18 protein-coding genes, 1 tRNA gene and 1 pseudogene are annotated in these 17,033 nt (G+C 58.9%); 9 read left to right on the top strand and 11 right to left on the bottom strand.

What is annotated here, in order from left to right; genetic code table 11:
• Both J7447_RS31380 and J7447_RS22370 read right to left on the bottom strand, forming a co-directional pair.
• Window positions 1–114: pseudogene (locus J7447_RS31380) on the bottom strand (TetR family transcriptional regulator); the annotation flags it as partial.
• A gap of 43 nt (window positions 115–157) precedes the next feature.
• Entirely contained in the window at window positions 158–538 is a 381-nt protein-coding gene (locus J7447_RS22370; protein ID WP_055659851.1) for a hypothetical protein, read from the bottom strand.
• 365 nt (window positions 539–903) lie between these two features.
• On the opposite strand from J7447_RS22370, the gene J7447_RS22365 reads away from it, so the two are divergent.
• Window positions 904–1,689, top strand: a complete 786-nt coding sequence (locus J7447_RS22365) for a ThuA domain-containing protein (RefSeq protein ID WP_055659853.1) — start codon at window positions 904–906, stop codon at window positions 1,687–1,689.
• A gap of 70 nt (window positions 1,690–1,759) precedes the next feature.
• Window positions 1,760–2,827: a Gfo/Idh/MocA family oxidoreductase gene (locus J7447_RS22360; RefSeq protein WP_353653809.1), complete on the top strand. Its 1,068-nt coding sequence runs from the start codon at window positions 1,760–1,762 to the stop codon at window positions 2,825–2,827.
• Window positions 2,828–3,058: 231 nt separating this feature from the next.
• On the opposite strand, the gene J7447_RS22355 is transcribed toward J7447_RS22360, so the two are convergent.
• From J7447_RS22355 to J7447_RS22345, 3 genes are all read right to left on the bottom strand, one after another.
• Window positions 3,059–4,090 (bottom strand): urea transporter, encoded by a 1,032-nt coding sequence (locus J7447_RS22355; protein ID WP_209171003.1) that lies wholly within the window; start codon window positions 4,088–4,090, stop codon window positions 3,059–3,061.
• Between the two features lie 487 nt (window positions 4,091–4,577).
• A complete protein-coding gene (locus tag J7447_RS22350; protein WP_209171105.1) occupies window positions 4,578–4,796 on the bottom strand; it encodes an excalibur calcium-binding domain-containing protein in 219 nt (72 codons plus the stop codon).
• 354 nt (window positions 4,797–5,150) lie between these two features.
• A tRNA-Gly gene (locus tag J7447_RS22345) sits at window positions 5,151–5,225 on the bottom strand.
• A gap of 244 nt (window positions 5,226–5,469) precedes the next feature.
• On the opposite strand from J7447_RS22345, the gene J7447_RS22340 reads away from it, so the two are divergent.
• From J7447_RS22340 to J7447_RS22320, 5 genes are all read left to right on the top strand, one after another.
• Window positions 5,470–5,991 carry a prolyl-tRNA synthetase associated domain-containing protein gene (locus J7447_RS22340; protein WP_023002782.1) on the top strand — a complete coding sequence of 174 codons (522 nt, stop codon included), beginning with the start codon at window positions 5,470–5,472 and terminating at the stop codon, window positions 5,989–5,991.
• Between the two features lie 139 nt (window positions 5,992–6,130).
• On the top strand, window positions 6,131–7,132 hold the full coding sequence (gene trxA, locus J7447_RS22335) for a thioredoxin (protein WP_209171002.1): 1,002 nt from the start codon (window positions 6,131–6,133) through the stop codon (window positions 7,130–7,132).
• An 84-nt stretch (window positions 7,133–7,216) separates the two neighbouring features.
• Window positions 7,217–7,894, top strand: coding sequence for an LON peptidase substrate-binding domain-containing protein (locus J7447_RS22330; protein ID WP_023002780.1), 678 nt, complete (start codon window positions 7,217–7,219; stop codon window positions 7,892–7,894).
• A 41-nt stretch (window positions 7,895–7,935) separates the two neighbouring features.
• Window positions 7,936–8,127: a Trm112 family protein gene (locus J7447_RS22325; RefSeq protein WP_031270137.1), complete on the top strand. Its 192-nt coding sequence runs from the start codon at window positions 7,936–7,938 to the stop codon at window positions 8,125–8,127.
• 398 nt (window positions 8,128–8,525) lie between these two features.
• Window positions 8,526–9,869, top strand: a complete 1,344-nt coding sequence (locus tag J7447_RS22320; protein ID WP_209171001.1) for a DUF5624 domain-containing protein — start codon at window positions 8,526–8,528, stop codon at window positions 9,867–9,869.
• A gap of 264 nt (window positions 9,870–10,133) precedes the next feature.
• Here J7447_RS22320 and J7447_RS22315 read toward each other — a convergent pair whose 3' ends face one another.
• Both J7447_RS22315 and J7447_RS22310 read right to left on the bottom strand, forming a co-directional pair.
• Window positions 10,134–10,835 (bottom strand): glutathione binding-like protein, encoded by a 702-nt coding sequence (locus J7447_RS22315; protein ID WP_209171000.1) that lies wholly within the window; start codon window positions 10,833–10,835, stop codon window positions 10,134–10,136.
• The gene (locus J7447_RS22310) at window positions 10,822–11,430 is read right to left on the bottom strand and encodes an NAD(P)H-dependent oxidoreductase (protein ID WP_209170999.1); all 609 of its coding nucleotides are present in this window, start codon (window positions 11,428–11,430) and stop codon (window positions 10,822–10,824) included. Before J7447_RS22310 ends, J7447_RS22315 begins: the two co-directional genes overlap by 14 nt.
• Window positions 11,431–11,560: 130 nt before the next feature.
• Here J7447_RS22310 and J7447_RS22305 point away from each other — a divergent pair, with 130 nt between their 5' ends.
• Entirely contained in the window at window positions 11,561–11,935 is a 375-nt protein-coding gene (locus J7447_RS22305; RefSeq protein ID WP_209170998.1) for a helix-turn-helix domain-containing protein, read from the top strand.
• A gap of 322 nt (window positions 11,936–12,257) precedes the next feature.
• On the opposite strand, the gene J7447_RS22300 is transcribed toward J7447_RS22305, so the two are convergent.
• Window positions 12,258–12,554: a YggT family protein gene (locus tag J7447_RS22300; RefSeq protein ID WP_023002770.1), complete on the bottom strand. Its 297-nt coding sequence runs from the start codon at window positions 12,552–12,554 to the stop codon at window positions 12,258–12,260.
• A gap of 228 nt (window positions 12,555–12,782) precedes the next feature.
• On the opposite strand from J7447_RS22300, the gene J7447_RS22295 reads away from it, so the two are divergent.
• The gene (locus J7447_RS22295) at window positions 12,783–13,583 is read left to right on the top strand and encodes a MipA/OmpV family protein (RefSeq protein ID WP_023002769.1); all 801 of its coding nucleotides are present in this window, start codon (window positions 12,783–12,785) and stop codon (window positions 13,581–13,583) included.
• A gap of 258 nt (window positions 13,584–13,841) precedes the next feature.
• Here J7447_RS22295 and J7447_RS22290 read toward each other — a convergent pair whose 3' ends face one another.
• The 3 genes from J7447_RS22290 to J7447_RS22280 all read right to left on the bottom strand — a co-directional run bounded on the left by J7447_RS22290 (window position 13,842) and on the right by J7447_RS22280 (window position 16,980).
• A complete protein-coding gene (locus J7447_RS22290) occupies window positions 13,842–14,672 on the bottom strand; it encodes a pentapeptide repeat-containing protein (protein ID WP_023002768.1) in 831 nt (276 codons plus the stop codon).
• A gap of 439 nt (window positions 14,673–15,111) precedes the next feature.
• Window positions 15,112–16,125, bottom strand: a complete 1,014-nt coding sequence (locus J7447_RS22285) for a patatin-like phospholipase family protein (protein ID WP_031270129.1) — start codon at window positions 16,123–16,125, stop codon at window positions 15,112–15,114.
• A 72-nt stretch (window positions 16,126–16,197) separates the two neighbouring features.
• Window positions 16,198–16,980, bottom strand: a complete 783-nt coding sequence (locus tag J7447_RS22280; RefSeq protein ID WP_023002766.1) for a 3-hydroxybutyrate dehydrogenase — start codon at window positions 16,978–16,980, stop codon at window positions 16,198–16,200.
• Window positions 16,981–17,033: the final 53 nt, after the last annotated feature.

Genomic DNA, 17,033 nt, shown 5'->3' with positions numbered 1-17,033 from the left:
GAAAGCCCCGTGATCCTGAAAATGGTGATAGAACGAGCCGCGCGTGCGGTCTGCTGCGGTGCAGAGAGCCTCGATGGTCAGTCCCGCCGGCCCATCCTTTGCAAGCTGTGTCAGACCGAGATCAAGCCAGTCCGATTTTCCGAAACGCTTCCTCAGGTCAACTCACTCCACCCAGAATACCAAGACCACCCAGCAGGACAATCGGCAGAAACAGCCAGCCCTGCGGCATCTGGCTGTATTTCTGCTTCTTCAGAGGTGGCACCGCAAGGCCCAGCAGACAGAAAGAAGCTGTCAACACGGTCGCTACCAAGCCGAGATCGAGGCTTTCAGACCGCACACCAGCGATAGCAAACATGACGGCAATCATTGCCAGAACGATTGTCACGATATGCCAGCAGTAATAGGCGACATATTTCGGCACCGGGTGGAGATCCGACGCTTTCAGCAACGGTACGGCGATCGTCCGCCCCCCTGCGAATGTATGCAGCAGGCAGACTGCAGCCGAAAGACCCGCGGCTGCAAGCAATAGACCATTCATTTCACCACTCCTCCAAAACAAACCATAACATATGGTATGTTTTCATGACCTGACCTGACTGGAAATGCGGCGGTGGGTCACAGCCCCAGGCTTCTCGTTCCGATCGGCTCCTTCTTTGCCTCGGCAGTGTCCACCCCTGAGGCCCCGCCCTGAACGACGGACATCTGTCGACGACGCAGAGCGTACCTGCCGGGGAGCAACCGGCGAGAACTGTGATCGAATATTACAGCCCCTCCGATTGACAGCACAAAACCTCGGTGCTAGCGCTATCCAAAGCGCTTTGGAGGAACTTTTCAAAAGAAAGCGCTTTCTATCCTTAGCTCGCCAACAATTCTGCCAACATCTGAAGAACGGGAGAGGCTGAAATGCCGATCAGAGCCGTGGTCTGGGGCGAAAACGTCCATGAACAGCACAACAAGATCGTCGCGGGTGTCTATCCGGACGGCATGCATCAGTGCATTGCCGATACGCTGAACACCGATCCCGAAATCACCGCCACCACCGCCACCTTGCAGGAACCCGAACACGGCTTGACGAAGGAACGCCTTGCCGAAACGGATGTGCTGTTGTGGTGGGGTCACGCCGCCCATGGCGACGTTTCCGACGAAGTGGTGGAGCGCGTCTGCGACGCCGTCTGGTCCGGCATGGGCATGGTGTTTCTGCATTCGGCCCATTTCGCCAAGCCGTTCAAACGCCTGATGGGCAGCCCGTGCAATCTCACCTGGCGCGAGGCCGGGGAGCGCGAGCGCCTGTGGGTGACCAGCCGCAACCATCCGATCACCACCGGTCTTCCCGACAGCTTCGAGCTGGAGATGGAAGAAATGTACGGTGAGCCCTTCGGTGTGCCGGAACCGCTGGAGACGGTCTTCATCAGCTGGTTCCAGGGCGGCGAGGTTTTCCGCTCGGGCCTCACCTACAAGCGCGGCGCGGGCAACGTCTTCTACTTCCGCCCGGGGCACGAAACCTATCCGACATATCACAATACACATGTGCAGACGGTGCTGAAGAACGGCGTCAAATGGGCGTTCAACCCGATGGCCCGGATCGCCGATCCGAACATTGCGCCCAATGTTCCGGTGGAAGCGGCTCCCGAAAAGATCGAGGAACGCGGCCCGAAGCTGCACGCCGACGGCGAAGAAGGTTTCCGCTGATCCACTTTCCCTTCCGGACCGGCAGACTTTCGCCGGTCCGTCCTGCCCTCAAACGCTGAGGAAGATCCCCGTGACCTCTGCTGCACACCCTCTCCGGATCCTGATAGTCGGCACCGGCAATATGGCGCGTACCCATGCGGATGCCTTTTCAAGGATCGACGGCGTTGAAATCGTCGGCGGCGTCGACCAGCGCCCGGACGTGCTCACCCAGTTCTGCGACACCTTCGCCATTCCGAACCGCTTCGCAACGCTGGAAGAGGCAATTGCCTGGGGCGATTTTGACGCTGCGGCCATCGTGACGCCGGACGCGGCGCACCATCCGACCACGATGGCCCTGATGACCGCGGGCAAGCACGTCCTCTGTGAAAAGCCGCTGGCGACCAACGCTGCCGACGCCCGGGAGATGGCGGATCTCGCCCGCGCGAAGAAGCTGATCGGCATGGTCAACCTGAGCTATCGCAATGTTGCCGTGCTGCAAAAGGCCGCCGAACTGGTTGCGGGTGGTGCCATCGGTGCGCTTCGTCACTTCGAGGCTTCCTACCTGCAAAGCTGGCTGACGCAGCCGGCGTGGGGGGACTGGAAGACCGAGAGCCAATGGCTCTGGCGCCTGTCGACCGCGCACGGTTCCAAGGGCGTTCTCGGCGATGTCGGCATCCATATCCTCGACTTCGTCATCTTCGCCGCCGGTAGCCCGGTGAGCGAACTTTCCTGCCGGCTGAAGACCTTCGACAAGGCAGAGGGCGGCAGGATCGGCGAATACACGCTCGACGCCAACGACAGCGCCACCTTGCAGGCCGAGCTGGAAAACGGCGCGCTCGGCACGATCAGCGCCACCAGGTTTGCCTCCGGCCATCTGAACGACCTGCGCCTGCGCCTTTATGGCGACAAGGGCGGCCTGGAAGTGCGTTTCGAAAAGGGCATCGAAGGCCTGCGCATCTGCCAGGGCGAAGATCTTTCTTCTGCGACCTGGACTGACATCGAGGTTGGCACTGTTCCGACAGTCTACCAGCGGTTTGCCGCCGCTATCCTGACCGGGGCTCCGGCCGACCCGGATTTCGACCACGGCGCCCGGCTTCAGGTCGCCCTCGACCTTGCCGAACGCTCCCACACGGAGAACGGCTGTTTTCTGAAAGTCTGAGGCTGACGTCATGAGAAATGTGAGCGGAGCCGCTCAATAAAGCCCCGCTCACACGCTTCCCTCTCGATCGTCATCCCGGACACAGCGACGCGAATTTTCGGGATCGGAGAGCCACAAATAGGCAGCATCAAGAAACTGGAGAGGCTGGAGAAGGACGACAGGCTGGTCGGAGGTACGGGCTATCCAAGCCCAACCTTCTCGGCCTGCATGGAGCCTGACCTGTCTGCCGGCTCAACCTTCCCGCAACGCCTTGAGATAACGCCTGCGGTTGGCCTCTGGCGTGACGGCGTCAGCCGGTGCAACCGGAACAAGGGCTGCAAATCCGTTGACGCCGATCAGCATCAGCCAGGTCACGATCACGAAGGTCGAGGTGAGCACCGGCATGCCGATGGGCTCCAGAAAGATCGCGACGGACGCCCAGAGCCAGGTCGACACAACAACGCCAAACAGCGTGTAGAGGGCAGACGCAGGCGTCAGCACCAGGAAGAAGCCCCCGAGCGCGATCGCCGTCAGGGCGGCATTATACCCGAAGAGACCGTCACTGATCGCCCCTTCCGGCGCGCCGTAAACAACGGCGACAAAGGCCGCCACATTGGCCCCGAGCAGCGCCATGATCGCACTGACCCGTGAATTCACCGCAATGCCGAGCACGATCAGATATCCGCTGATCCAGTTGTCCTGAAAGAAGATCTGGCCGATGGCGTTGCCGATGCCCTTGTACCAGGTCGCCAGCGTGTACTGGACCGTGCCGTCATACTGGGTGGGCGAGACAGGCTTGGCGAGCGGGCCGGCATCGATGCTGTGGAACTTCAGGACGGCAAACAGGAACAGCCAGCCGACCAGCACGAACGGCATTGTCAGCGGCGCGACCCTATGCGGGCCAACCAGGTTTGCAAGACTGGTGAAGACCATGGCCGTCATGGCGGAACCGAACGCGATATAGACCGCCAGATAAACGGACGGAACAGCGCCGTAGTGAAAATCCTCGCTTGTAAACGCAATCAACGCCAGCGCGACAAGCGCTCCGTTGAAGCCGAACAGCCCGTCGCGGATCAGCCCCTTGTCCGCCTGCAGCAGAACCGCCGTCGCGGTGGAGATGATCACTCCGAAAACGGCAATGGCGCCATAGATCGGCGAATTGAAGAAAAGCGCGCCCAGGATGATCAGACCCGAGACCGGATTGTTCTGAAACACGACCTGCCCGATGCCACGCAGGCACCAGTCGACAAAACCGAAAACCGGATGTTCCTTCAATGCGTTCAATGCCTTCCCCCCGACTGCAAGCGGCACGCGGGCACGGTAACACGGCCCGGCAGAAGGCGCGGAACTATTGACCGCGGAGATATCATTTTTTTGAAACGCAACCAGACGTGCCTGACAGCCGGGTCCGGACGTGTCCCGTTGGGCCTGAAAAGCTTCGGGTGTGCCAGGCAGGATCTGGATGGATCGGCACGAGACGTCAAGCGCTGGCAGGCACTGGAACTGCAGCGGAACCGAATGGTTCCACTGCAGCCAAGTTGGGTACTTGAGGCAAAGCAAAAGACGGAGACAACCGGTATCCGGCTTCTCCGCATAATGCTCGCTGACATTACTCCCTGGCCCCTGCAACTTCGTTCAGGTTGGGAGCCGGGTTTGTATCAATGTTTAGACGAACCTTGAAATACTGCCGAAAAACATGGACTTTTGCCGCGACAGGGACTGAATTTGACTATGACAGCAAGCCCCAAAAAACCTTGAACTGCCTCGACATCTAACGCGGCCATGGTTCACAAGCGATCCCGTCATTGTCAGCATCGTGTTTCGGCCAATACCCAGGTTCGCCACGATTTGCCGGTGCCAAGCCAACTGAACGTGCTGCAACGCAATTCGGAGCAGATGCAAGATGCAGCAAGGTAACGCTTCGGGACCAGGGACTGAAGAATGGCAGAGCCCAATATGTGAGCGAAAGAAACGCCAGAACAAATGCCATTGCCAACAAGGGGGTCCAGGCTCTGAAAGCCTCCGAAGAACGACCCCGAAAGCTTTTGGACGACACTTCACGGAACCGATTTTTAAGCCGCAAAGCTTTTTCGTCTGCCGTGTTGCGGTCGGCCACTCGCATGTTGCGCAAGATCTTGCTCATGTCACATCGAATTTGTTTTCGACAACATCAACATACTAGGGAGAATATGATTTAGTTCCGATTGAGCTTTTCGTTCGATTTTTAGCGGATCCGGGTCGCAGGTCCGATGATCTGACGGCTGCACGGAAATTCATTGAGGATCAAGAAACAAAAAAACCAGCATTCTTTCGAATGCTGGTTTTCCGGACCCTTCGGTCGAATTGGAGCGGGCGATGGGATTCGAACCCACGACCCCAACCTTGGCAAGGTTGTGCTCTACCCCTGAGCTACGCCCGCATAGCGTCCCTGGTCCGTGGCGGTGACCGCCTCGGCGTCGGTGGCGCAGTATATGAACTATGCTGAGACGGATTGCAACACCGAAATTGAAGAAATTTTTTTAGCCGTCGATTTGTGGATTTCCTGTGAAATCAAAGCCGGAAAATCGCAGATTTCTGCCGCTTTTTCTACCCTTCACCTCTTGTGGCCGGCAGCCAAATCGCGTTAGACAGCGCAAAAGCTCTCAAAATTCTCAGGAAAACCCATGCCGGCGACACGCGACGACCTACTGGCCTATTTCGAGGAACTCGGGATCCCTGTCACGACGGTGGATCACGAGCCCGTCTTTACAGTTGCCGAGTCCGGCGACCTGCATGACCGCATTCCCGGTGGCCACACCAAGAACCTGTTCGTGAAGGACAAGAAGGGACGGCTGTTTCTGATCGTTGCCCTGCACGACGCGGAAATCGACCTGAAGAAAGTGCATCAGATCATCGGCGCTCAAGGGCGCGTATCTTTCGGCAATGCCGATCTTCTGATGGAGGTGCTGGGCGTGGAACCGGGTTCGGTGACCCCCTTCTCGCTGATCAACGACCGTGAAGCTCAAAGGGTCACGCCCGTGTTCGACGCAGCCATGATGCAACATGAAGTACTGAATTATCACCCGTTGAAGAACAACGCGACGACGGCGATCTCCGCAGCCGACCTTCTGAAATTCGCCTCTGCTTGCGGCCACACGGCGCAGGTTCTGGCGGTCAGCGAAGAGGCCAAGGCAGCCGGCCTGTAACGGTCACCCACTTTCGGCAGGCGAAGGCGTTTGTATTTCGCGCGCAGTGGCTCCATGTTATGGGCCAAATCAACCCTTCAACGGCATTCACTTTGAGCCGGCAGGCCCCAGGCACCGGCAGGAAAATTCGAGGCGGCACATGAGCAACGGCAATTACAGCATCGGCGGCCAGGTCGGCGGCGGCTTTGGCGCCAGCATGGGTGGCGGTTATGGCGGCCAAATGGGCGGTGGCAGCATGGGCGGCGGCAACGGTGGTGGCGACACCCCTGCAGGCGACCTCATCTTCGACGTGACGACGCAGACCTTCATGGCCGATGTCATGGAAGCTTCCCGCCAGCAACCGGTTCTGGTTGATTTCTGGGCGCCCTGGTGCGGTCCGTGCAAGCAGCTGACACCGATCATCGAAGCTGCGGTGAAAGCCGCCGGCGGCCGCGTAAAGCTGGCCAAGATGAACATTGACGACCACCCGGAAATTGCCGGCCAGATGGGTATCCAGTCGATCCCGGCCGTGGTGGCCTTCAAGGATGGCCAGCCGGTGGACGGTTTCATGGGCGCACAGCCGGAAAGCCAGATCCAGGCATTTATCGAGCGCGTTGCCGGCCCTGCCCCGGTCAGTCAGACCGACACCTTCCTGGAGCAGGGCGCAGAGCTTCTGCTGGCCAAGGATTATGGTCAGGCTGCCCAGCTTTTCGGCGCCGTGATGCAGATGGAACCGGACAACGTGACCGCGATTGCCGGCCTGGCACAGTGCTATATCGGTGCCGACGATCTGGAACGGGCCAAGCAGGCATTGGAACTGGTTCCGGAAGAAAAACACTCCGACGAAGCCTATGTGGCCGCCAAGGCCGCGTTGGAACTGGCCGAACAGGCAGCATCCCTCGGCGACCTTGCCGAGCTTCAGGATCGCATTGCCAAGGATCCGCTTGATCTGCAGGCCCGCTTCGACCTGGCTCTTGGCCTCAACGGCAAGGGCAACAAGGAAGGCGCAGTCGACGAACTGATCGAGATCGTTCGCCGCGACCGCGAGTGGAACGAGGACGGCGCGCGCAAGCAGCTGCTGCAATTCTTCGAAGCCTGGGGCTTCAAGGATCCGGCCAGCGCCTACGGCCGTCGCAAGCTTTCCTCCGTGCTGTTTTCTTGACGACCGCCGCAACTGACACACATTTAGGAAACAGCACGAAGCTGGCAGTCATGCTGCGATAACGAAAACAAAGAAGGCATTGGAATGCAGGCGGGAAATGCCATTTACGAGACCATTGCGGATCTGCCGCCGGTCCTGCCCGTGTTTCCGCTTGCCGGTGCGTTGCTGTTGCCTCGCACACAGCTGCCGCTGAACATCTTCGAGCAGCGCTATATCGACATGGTGGATGCCGCATTGGCCGGCAACCGCCTGATCGGCATGGTGCAGCCTTCACCCGACCGTCATTCGGACGATCCGGACAATCCGGCTCTTGCCAGCGTCGGCTGCGTCGGAAGGCTCACCAGCTTTCAGGAAACCGGCGACGGGCGATACCTGATCACGCTGCAGGGCATCACCAGGTTTGCCGTTGGGCGCGAGCTCGAGGACTACAGCAGGTTCCGCCAGATCGAGTGCGATTTCTCCGCCTTTGCACATGACCTCAAGTGCGGACAGGGCGAGGAGGAAGTCGACCGGACGAGCCTTCTGAGAACCTTGCGCGACTATCTGGACGCCAACAACCTGGAAGCCGACTGGCAAAGCGTGTCGGAAGCCGAAACCGAGGTGCTGGTCAACGCCCTGTGCATGATGTGCCCCTACGGCCCGCAGGAAAAGCAGGCCCTTCTGGAAGCCCGCGACCTGAAGACCCGTGCCGAAACCCTGATTGCCATCACCGAAATGGACATTGCCCGCTCGCAGAATGACGGCGGCACCACCTTGCAGTGAGTGCTCCGAACATGGCGCACCAACCTGAAAGACACTCCCAGATGACAGAACCGACCGAACGCCCGGTTGACCGCAAGCTGCTGGAACTGCTGGTCTGCCCCGTGACCAAGACCACGCTGGAATATGACGCGGATGCCAAGGAGCTGATTTCGCGCACCGCCAAGCTTGCCTACCCGATCCGCAACGGCATCCCGATCATGCTGCCCGATGAGGCGCGCAAGCTGGAAGGCTGAAGCCACCGGCCAGCAAAAAACCCGGGCGATTGACCCCAGTCCCACACCTAAATGTGGGCGTAGCGTAAAAGATTAAGCCGAACCCCTTGGTCCAGCAGAGCCTTCGGGGTTCGGACCTGCCTTGAAAATCTGAAACAAGTAAGAAACTGCGACTTCCCCGGCCCTGAAAACCGCCATTCGTTGCACGGGAACCGGACATTCGTCGCGACGTGTACGAACGGCAGCAGAGCTGGACAAAGCGGACCTAGGGTCAGAACGCAAGCAAGCCTGATGTGAAGTCAACATAAGGGAACGACTGGGTTTACCATACTCTGGAGACAACTTTGTGTGGTCTTCCCATGCCAACTCAATCTTGAGTGTGTATGATTGCGCGCATAGTCAGCCAAAGGGGTTTTGATATGCGTCTGTATTCGGTTCCCGTGCTCGCTCTCGTTTTGATCCTTGGCCTGGCCCTGCCGCTCAGGGCGCAAAGCACCGATCCTTGTGCCGCCCCGCCAAGCGTGGATTCGACGTTCACCTGCCTTTTCAACATCTTCCCCCGAAGCCAAGGCAGTGCAGACAACCCCAGCATCGGCTGGGCGCTGGCCCAGGTGGTGGCCAAGAACGGCGGGTCAGGCCCTATTGCCTCCGATGGTCCCTTGGTCATCGTGAATGGCTACGGTGTATTTGTTTATGACGGCAAACAGGCCTCCGCTGGCAAGCTGCTGGACCATGTGCTCACCCGCAACGACCCGGCCACAGGTTTCGTGCAGGCGACGGCGCTGTCGCACATTGGCCCCGCCCTGGCCTATCTTGCGGCGCTGAAGGCAGACAACTCTCCGCTCTTTGACAAGCTGTTGTCGGACCTCGAGACCCGCATCGCCCATGCTGCATCGCAGCTGAAGCTTAACCCTGACTGGATCAGCAAGCTGGAGGCGCCCTCCTGGAAGGAACGTCCGGACGAGATCAACGCCATGATGACCTATGGGATGTGGATGGCGTTGGATTATGTCCAACGTGTCCGTGCCGGGAAGGTGAAGAATTTTGACGCCAAGTCGGTCGCGGAAGATTTCTACAATGGCGGTGACAAACGCTATGAAGTGCCGTTCAACAACGTGATGATCGGCACCTTCATGCTGGCGGCACTCAACAGTGTCCAGGAGTTGCAAATGATGATCGCCAACAACACCGACACAATCAACTGGGCTGACGCCCGTGTTGTGGTGCACATGCCCATCGGCACCAATTATGGGGCGGGGCTGACCTTGTCGACCAACCAGCTTGCGGCGGCCCTGCCTGTCTTGAGCGACGGCAAGATCGGGGCAGAGAACATCCTGATCATGCCCTATGCGGTGGCCCCCTGCACGAATGTTTCGGTGATAACACAATGCCCGCTTGAAGTGTTTACCAGTGATCTCAATGCTGCGACTTACGGTTTTTATTCGCAGACCGCTTGGCTGGGTGTCTACAATCGCACCCAGATCGCGCGGAATGCGTTCTACAACGTCGACGACATTGAAACGGTGTTATCGAAGCAAATCCCCGGAGATTACCCGTTGACCTCGGCGGATGACATCGATGCCTTCATGATGCGGCTCAAGTATTCGCTGATCAACGGTGACCAGCTGCTGTCAAACTCGGTTGGGTTCTGGCTGCCGGGCGCGCTGAAAGCCAACGGGTGGGACACCAGCACGCTGAAAATTCCCGGCGTGAACGCGGGGTTCCCGAAGGGAGTCAAGCGATACCCCAAGCCAAAAAGCTAGAGCATCCTGCGGTCAAGGGAACTGCGGTGAATGCCATAACCGTCATCGCTGCGGTCGATTTGTATCGGTCTGCAGTACCGCGCAGACTGCGCCGCCGATCTTGCCCCTCCAATTGCCGTACGGAGTGGTTTCAGCATGCTGGAACCGTGGACTAATAAAACCACACCAAGGAGTATTGAATGGCAACTGAGCGGACCAAGTTGCTTTCGTTTCTGGCAGTGTCGGCACGCTGCCGCCGTTCATCTGCAGCAGTGTGCCGTTCGCTCAGCGGAATCGAGCGGCGTTCTCGGCTGCTGCCACCTTGGTATCGCCCTTGCCAAAGACGGAGGGACGTGGCTCGGGGAGTTGGAGTGCCTCCTGCACTCGTGGCATGGCGTCCAACCGGTCAAACCAGGCCTGTAGATGCGGAAGCCCGTCAACGCTCACCGTTGCCCAGAAATGGCTGCGAGCCCAAGGATAGGTGGCGATGTCCGCGATCGACATGGCCTCGCCGACGAGCCAATTGCGGCCTGCAAGACGCGTATCGAGCACTTCGAGCAGACGTCGGCTCTCGGTCACGTAGCGGTCGATGGCATAGGGTACCACGTCGCCGTTTGGTTTCGCGATGCGTTGGAAGTACATAGCCTGGCCCATCATCGGGCCGATCCCTCCCATCTGGAACATTAGCCATTGTAGCGTTTCAGACCGCTCCTTCGGATCATGGCTGAGAAACCGGTCGTACTTCTCGGCGAGATACCAGAGGATCGCACCGCTTTCGAACACTGCGAAGTCTTCGGCGCTCCGGTCAACGATGGTTGGAATGCGCCCATTCGGATTCAGTCGCAGATATTCCTGCGCCTTCTGTTCCTTCTTGCCAAAGTCAATCGGCACCAGCTCGTAGTCAATTTTCGCCTCGTGCAGGAAGATCAGCGGCTTCCAACCGTTCATGGTGTTGGCGCTGTAAAGGATGATTTCAGGCCGCGTCATTTGCAAGCTCTCCAAACGTCATTGCAAGATGGGTATCGAAGCGCGCAAGGTCACCTGCCACGTCGGCGTTCTTCATGACATCGAAGGCGCCGAAGCTCGGCAGCGGCATCATGCCAAAGAACTTGGCATTCAAATGGACAGGACGCAGGAGGTCATCCAAGGAGAGGCCTTCGAAAAAGGGTTCTCCAGCATCAGCAAAGGCTTCAGCCGGCGCATTCAACGTTGTCGAGATCATGTACCGAGTGCCGACCAGCTTGCCGCCCATGCCATAGTTTGCCTTTGGCGCGTTGGAGGAGCGACCGTCGCCATCGCTGAGCCGTCCGCCCATTCCAGCGGTGTAGACCTCATCCATGTATTTCTTGAACGACCAGGGTACGCCCATCCAGTTTACCGGGAACTGGAGAAGCAGGACATTCGCCCACAGGTGATTTTCGATCTCCGCCTCTACGTCATAACCTTCCGAGACGGATGTCAGTCGGACCTTGTGCCCCATCGTCTCGAAGGTTGCCTTGGCACGGTTGGCCAGAGTTGCATTGAGCGTCCCTGGGGCGAAGGCGTAGGGTTGTGCGCCGTTCAGGATATGGATCTTGCTCACGTCGAATGTCCTCTCTTGTTGTCGCTCGCTTGACACGAGCGGAGTCAGCATGAGATGAGCCAGAAGGGATACAAAAACAACCAGTATACTTTTTGTAACCTAATAGTACGAAATCCGCAGAGGACCGTTTATGGACGCGAAAATTGAAGTGGACGCTAAAGGTCGTCGCACTGCACGTGGCGTATGTATGGAACCCTGTGTGATAGAGCGCGGCATGCGGATCATCGGGGGCAAATGGACCGGGTCCATCCTGTGGCACGTCAAGGATGGACCCGTGCGGTTCAACGATCTGGCGCGGATGATCGGTGGTGCATCCAAAAAGATGATCACGGAACGCCTGCGTCAGCTTGAAGATCAGGGACTGGTCAAACGTGAGGTGCGGGACACAGCGCCAATCACGGTCGTCTACGAGATCACGGATTTCGGTCGGACAGCGCTCGCCTTCCTGGATGAGTTGCGCAAATGGAGCGAGGGGCTTCCACCATCGATCATCGGGGACGGATAAACCTAGTACAGCCGGGCGACGGAACGCGGCGAGGTCGCAATGGCCTCCAGGCAGACCTTCGCCGCAGACTGATCGAACGTCCCGTTGGGCCGGAAGGCGCCTGCGAGCCTACCTGGCGCGAATGTCTGCTTCGCCAAACGCTGGAGCCGTTTTGCTTGCAACCACACTTGGGTTAGAGGCCGGGTGATTGACCCGGGCTTTCTTAAAATTCCGATGCAATCCGGCATCCCGATGCAAATGCGCTTGAAGCATTTGGGACGAGGAGGCCGGAGCAACCGATTGAAGCCCGGCACACCGGCCCGGGCCCTTCATGGCGAGGGCGTCAGTAGCCGCGGAACATCGGTAGGATGTTCAGGATGATCAGCTGGCGGACAAAGATGATCGCCAGCAGCAGGATCACCGGAGAAATGTCGACACCGCCGAGATCGGGCAGGAACCGCCGGATCGGCCGGAGCGCGGGCTCCGTCAGATTGTAGAGAACCCGGCCAATGGAATTGATGATCTGATTGCTCGAGTTGACGATGTTGAAGGCATAGAGCCAGGAGAAGATCGCGCTGGCGATGATCACATACGTGTAGAGTTCCAGGGCGAGCAGTATCACGTTGAAGAGTGCGGTCATGGTCCGGTCCGTTGCCGTTCGAAATCTGGTCTTGCCCTCATGTAGCTTCCTGACAGCCCTGCTGCAAGACGGCAGCGTCACCGACATTTGATTGTGCTTAAGCTTCGCACCAGCAACAGGGCGGTGCGGAAATGCAACAGTCCGGCAAAACCCTCTCAGCTTAGGGTTTGTGTAAGCCCTTCTCGTGCTATCTTCCTGCCAACGGAATTCCTTGTCGGATGGGGTTGAATGTTCAAGTTGATGACGCGCGCCGCGCTGGCGCTTGCTCTAAGCGCTGTGTCTGGAGCCGCTCTGGCGCAGAGTGGAGACCTGTCTGAGCAGGATGCGAACCGCCAGTTCGTGGTTGACCTCGGTGTCGGCGCCATTGTCCAGCCGCGTTACGAGGCTGCAGACTCCTATCTGGTCTACCCCTTCCCGATCGTTTCGGTCGGCCGCTTCTACTTCCCCGGCCTGGGCCAGGTTGTCGATGGCCGCCGCAAGTCTGGTGTGTTCTTCTACCCGTCGTTCAACTTCATCGGCGAGCGCAAGGCCAGCGACAGCACCGATCTGACCGGCACCAACACCATCGACTGGGCGCTTGAACTCGGTCTCGGCGGTGGTTTCCGCACCGAGCATTTCCGCGCTTTCGCCGAACTGCGTCAGGGCATCAACGGGCACACGGGCCAGGTTGGTCAGCTCGGCCTCGACGGCATCGTCTATCCCGCTGAAAAGTGGGAAGTCAGCTTCGGTCCGCGTGCGGGCTTTGCCTCTGACGAATACATGGACACCTATTTCGGCGTGAGCTCGACCGAAGCAGCCAACAGCGGTGGCCGCCTGACGAAGTTCAACCCGAGCGCCGGCTTCAAGAGCGTCGGCCTGGCAGCCCGCGCCAGCTACGATTTCAACGACGACGTCCGCCTGCACCTGCAAGGTGGCTATGACCGTCTGGTTGGCGACGCAGCGGACAGCCCGATCGCCAAGAACGGCAGCGAAAACCAGTTCAGCATCGGTGCCGGCGTCACCTACCGTTTCGCCTTCGACCTGTTCTAGGAAACCCGTTTCCGCAATGTTCAAGATGCTGCCGCACTATGTGTGGCAGCATTTTTGTTTCCGGTCGACCGACATGCCGGTTGATCCGCCTGTTCGGGACATACATCCCGGGAACGCATGGAAGTTCTTCAGTTCAAGCCGGCTTGACCTGTCCTGCAGGCACGATCATTGCGCAACCCGTGCCTGCGTTTCGGCAAAGCCGGAACGCTCACTTCGCGAAGTGGCAAGTCGGATGGACGGAGAACCGCTCGGACGCCCCTAGTAGGCGCAGGGGACGAGCTTGATGCCGTTCGGCAGCTTGGTGTTCTCGTCGCCGCAAGCACCGAGGATGCGGCTGGGGTCGAGATTATAGGCACCCGACAGATCCGCCCCGGCAAGACGCGTACGGCGCAGAAGAGCGCCATCGAAATCAACGCCCTTCAGATTTGCGCCCGTCAGGTCCGAACTGACCAGCCGCACGCCTGTGAAATCCGCCCCGGAAAAATTGGCGTTATGAGCCTTGACCCTGTCGAGCTTGGCCTGGCGCATGCGGGCATCCTGGAAGTTGGCGCCATTCAGGTCCACGCGCTCAAGGTTGGCATCATCCATCTTGGCTCCCTTGAAGGAAGCTGCATCCGCAATCGACCGGGTCAACAGGACATTGCGCATGTCCGCGCCGTCAAAAACGGCTCCATTTGCCTCAACCGTGTTCAGGTCCGCGTCCCGAAGGTCCGCATCCTGGAAATTCGATTTGTTCAGATTGGCTTTTTCAAGATCGACGGAGCGCATGTTCGCACCGGAAAAATCGCTGCCGGAGAAATCCGCCCGCTCGGCTTCCGTCCGCCGGAAATCGGAGCCCTTGAAGTTCGCGTCTTTCAACAGGGCTTCCTTGAGGTCGACTTCCCGCAGATTGGCACGGCCAAAATCACCGTTTTCAAGAACCAGACCACGAAGTTCCGCCAGCCGAAGATCGCAACCGGGGCAACCGCCCTTTTCCTTGATCTCGGCCATGCGCTCTTGGTCACTGCCAGCCTGTGCTCCACCGGCTGCCACCAGCAGGGCCATGGCGCCAACGCAGCCTGCAAGAACCCGGGTCACCCTGTTTTTCATCGCGAATCCCTTTGCCAATCTCCACCTAAAGATAGGTCGCACTTGTGGCGGTTGAAGGACTGTATCCGATCAGAAGATTGAAAAAGTGAGAAAATGAGGCAGATCCGCTTCACATCGTGGCGATCCTTTGCCGCAGGGCGGGCATCATCGCCGGGAAGCAAGGGAGGGAGGGAAGAAGCAGGCGGGGTCGCGAGTGCCCACTCCTTCCGTCCATCTAAGCGCTGACGACGCACTACCTGACAATCAGCGTGCCAATCAAAACGCAAAAGCCTTGCCAATTTGTTTTCAAAGCCATTCAAACCAGATCTGGTTCAGCTAAAATCGCCTGACACAAGATGCTGATTCCGTTTAGACTTTCTTCACATCTGCTGCATTGCAAATTGCAACGCCACCTGCAAACACGGCTAACAAAAGGTTAAGAAATTGAGCTGTCCGTCCGTCAGGAAATCTCTTCCTTGACGTCGATGGTCGAGCGCTTGCCGATGTCGTCATAGTGCCGCTCGAGCCATTCCTGCGCGGTCTTGCGCCCAAGATCCTTGAGATCGGTGAGAAACGCCCATTCGGCGTTGAGTTTCGACGAGGCTTGCAACGGCTTCAGCTCCCCGGCGGAAATCCGGTGCATGTTGACCTTCATGTATTCCTCGCTCGACAGCTTGCCTTCCTCGATCAGGCGCGTGACGAAGTCGATGGCCCGGAGCTCGCGAAGAAGCGTGGAATTGAAGGTGATCTCGTTGAGCCGGTTGACGATCTCCCGCGCGGTTTTTGGCACCTTGCGCCGTTCGATCGGGTTGATCTGGATGAGCATCACATCCGGCGTGTCGGTGTCGTAGAACAGCGGATAGAGCGGCGGATTGCCCATGTAGCCGCCATCCCAATAGGGCTCGCCCTCGATTTCCACCGCCTGGAACACCTGCGGCAGACACGCGGATGCCATCACTGCATCCAACGTGACTTCCTTTTCGCTGAACACCCGGATCTTGCCGGTGAAGACGTTGGTTGCCGAAACGAAGATCTTCATGTGTTCGCATTGGTGAACACGGTCGAAATCGACGGTTTTTTCCAGGACATCGCGCAGCGGATTGGCGTTGAGCGGATTGAATTCGTAAGGCGACGCAAACCGCGTCAGCACATCGAAAAACAGATAGCTGGGGGAATGATCAAGGCTCCACTCCCCCAGGAACACGTCCAGCGGCGAACGCTGGATCGGGCTGTATTTCGCCTGCCGGCTGACCTCGTACCAGAAAGCTTCAAGGCGTTCTCTCGCACCGTCTTCGCCGCCGTCCTGCATGCCGCCGGCAAGCACCACCGCATTCATGGCGCCGGCCGACGTGCCGCTGATGGCGTCGATCTTCAGCCGCTTGTCTTCCAGGAACCAGTCCAGAACGCCCCAGGTGAAGGCGCCGTGTGCGCCGCCACCTTGAAGGGCAAGGTTGATCTTCTTAGGCGCGGCCATGACGGCTCCCTTGTTCCGGTGGTTCGGCGACGGTCGCGGGCGGACATCAGCCCGCACCGCGAGCAGCGTGGATCAGTGTGCGGTCCAGCCGCCATCGATGGGCAGGATCGAGCCGGTGATCGACGATGCCGTATCGGAGCACAGGAACACCGCGTAGCCCGCCACCTGTTCGATGGTCACGAACTGCTTCGTCGGCTGCGCGGCCAGCATGACGTCGTTCTTGACCTGCTCTTCGGTCATGTTGCGCGCCTTCATTGTGTCGGGGATCTGCGCTTCCACCAGCGGTGTCCAGACATAGCCCGGGCAGATGGCGTTGACGGTGATACCCTGCTGGGCGACTTCCAGCGCCACGGTCTTGGTGAGACCGGCAATGCCGTGCTTGGCGGCCACATAGGCGGACTTGTAGGGCGAGGCGACCAGCGCATGGGCGGAAGCCGTGTTGATGATCCGCCCCCAACCCTTGGACTTCATGCCGGGCAGCGCGGCACGGATCGCATGGAAGGCGGACGTCAGGTTGATGGCGATGATGGCATCCCACTTGTCGACCGGGAATTCGTCGACCGGCGACACGAACTGGATGCCGGCATTGTTGACCAGGATATCGACACCGCCGAATTCCTTTTCCGCATCGGCGATCATGCCGGCGATCTCGTCACCCTTCAGCATGTTTGCCGGCGAATAGGTGCAGCGCACCCCGAAATCCGCCTCGATGGCGGCCCGGGTCTTTTCGATCTCATCGGCATCACCCAACCCGTTGATCACGACATTGGCGCCTTTTTCCGCGAAGGCGCGGGCGCATCCGAGCCCGATGCCCGAAGTGGATCCGGTGATGACGGCGGTTTTGTTGGCAAGCATTTGGGATCTCCCTTGATCGGCGGATCATCGGCCGGGAGTGTCCGGCCATCCGG

It is taken from the genome of Labrenzia sp. R5_0, assembly GCF_017743835.1.
Lineage (GTDB): Bacteria > Pseudomonadota > Alphaproteobacteria > Rhizobiales > Stappiaceae > Roseibium > Roseibium algicola.
This window is presented reverse-complemented; position numbering and strand designations above follow the sequence as displayed.